Source organism: Kitasatospora sp. MBT63 (assembly GCF_000710465.2).
In the GTDB taxonomy this organism is placed as follows: domain Bacteria; phylum Actinomycetota; class Actinomycetes; order Streptomycetales; family Streptomycetaceae; genus Kitasatospora.
In genome coordinates, this window is the sequence record NZ_JAIZ01000232.1 from 5,601 (window position 1) to 7,297 (window position 1,697).

General features: G+C 72.8%; 2 protein-coding genes. Both read right to left on the minus strand.

Features of this window, described 5'->3' with window-relative positions:
- Nucleotides 1–503 (minus strand): DUF4240 domain-containing protein (locus tag AA75_RS15265; protein ID WP_033820559.1); only part of this gene is annotated, 503 nt, incomplete at its 3' end.
- A gap of 153 nt (nt 504–656) precedes the next feature.
- On the minus strand, nt 657–1,697 hold a 1,041-nt coding region (gene sucB, locus AA75_RS15270; RefSeq protein ID WP_033820556.1), incomplete at its 5' end, for a 2-oxoglutarate dehydrogenase, E2 component, dihydrolipoamide succinyltransferase.

A 1,697-nucleotide genomic window follows, 5' to 3' on the forward strand; every position in this document is an offset into this window, starting at 1 on the left:
CGCTCCCACAGCCGGGGGAACCGTTTCGCCATGATCTCGGGGTCGTCGAAGTCGAAGGGCTCGCCCTCGGGTCCGTCCGGCTGTTCCATCCCGAGGTCCGGCAGCGGCAGCCCGGTCAGCGCCTCGTACGCCTCGTCGGCCGCGTAACCGAGGTCCTCCGCGTCGCCGTCCTCCTCCTCGTCGAAGTCCGGCACCAGGTCCGCCAACGCGTCCGGCTCGTGCACGGCACCCTCGAACACCTCCCGGCCCTGGCCGATCAGCCAGCACCGGAAGTAGTCGAAGGCGTCGTCCGGGGCGCCGTCCATCAGGAGGTGGGCGGCGCCCCACAGCTCGGTCCGGTACGCGCGCTGGAACCGCGCCTCGAACAGCCGGGCGAAGTCGATCACGTCATCGGGCGTCAACTGCGCCAGGCGCTCCACCAGCGCGTCCGCCTGGTCGTCCGGGTCGCCCTCGGCCGCGTCCCTGGTCTCGTCGATCAGTTGCCAGAAGTCCGTCTCGTACATCACCGCTCCAGCATCCTCGCTCACCCCCGCCGACGCACTCGCGGCGCACGGGGGCGGGTACCCCGTGCTCCCCGGTTCGGGCCAACGGCCGCAGACGCCGGTGCCCCGCCCGTCCGGGGACGAGCGGGGCACCGGCGGTCAGGCCTGTGACCGTCAGAGGCCGAGGTCGCCCTCGAAGGCGCCCTCTTCCAGACGGGCCTTGACGGTGCCCAGGTAACGGGCGGCGTCGGCGCCGTCGACGATCCGGTGGTCGTACGACAGGGCCAGGTAGACCATGTCGCGGACCGCGATCGTCTCGCCCAGGTCCGGGTGGTTGATGACCACCGGGCGCTTCACAGCGGCACCGATGCCCAGGATCGCCACCTGCGGCTGGTTGATGATCGGGGTGTCGAACAGGGCACCGCGCGAGCCGGTGTTGGTGATGGTGAAGGTGCCACCACCCAGCTCGTCCGGGGTCACCTTGTTGTCGCGGGTACGGGCCGCCAGGTCGGCGGTCTTCTTCGCGATGCCGGCGATGTTGAGGTCGCCCGCGTCGTGGATGACCGGGACCAGCAGACCGCGCTCGGTGTCCACCGCGATGCCGACGTGCTCGGCGCCGTGGTAGGTGATGGTGCCCTCGGCCTCGTTCACCTGGGAGTTGACGACCGGGTGGGCCTTCAGCGCCTCGGTGGCGGCCTTCACGAAGAACGGCATCGGGGACAGCTTGACGCCCTCGCGGGCCTCGAAGCCGGCCTTCGCCTTGGCACGCAGCCGCATGATGTTGGTGATGTCCACCTCGACCACGGTGGTCAGCTGGGCCGACACCTGGAGCGACTCGACCATGCGCTTGGCGATCACCGAGCGCAGGCGGGACATCTTGACCGTGGTGCCGCGCAGCGGGGAGACCGCGGCGACGGTGGCCGGGGCCTTCGCGGCAGCGGGCGCCGGGGCGGCGGCCTGCGCCTTGGCGGCCTCGGCGGCGGCCAGCACGTCCTGCTTGCGGATGCGGCCACCGACACCGGTACCGGCGACGGCGGACAGCGCGACACCCTGCTCGGCGGCGAGCTTGCGCACCAGCGGGGTGACGTAGGCGTCACCGGCGTCGGCGGCCGGCACGGCCTGGGCCACCGGAGCCGGGGCGGCCGGGGCGGCGGCCGGAGCGGCCGGAGCCACCGGGGCCGGAGCAGCCGGGGCGACCGGAGCCGGAGCGGCCAC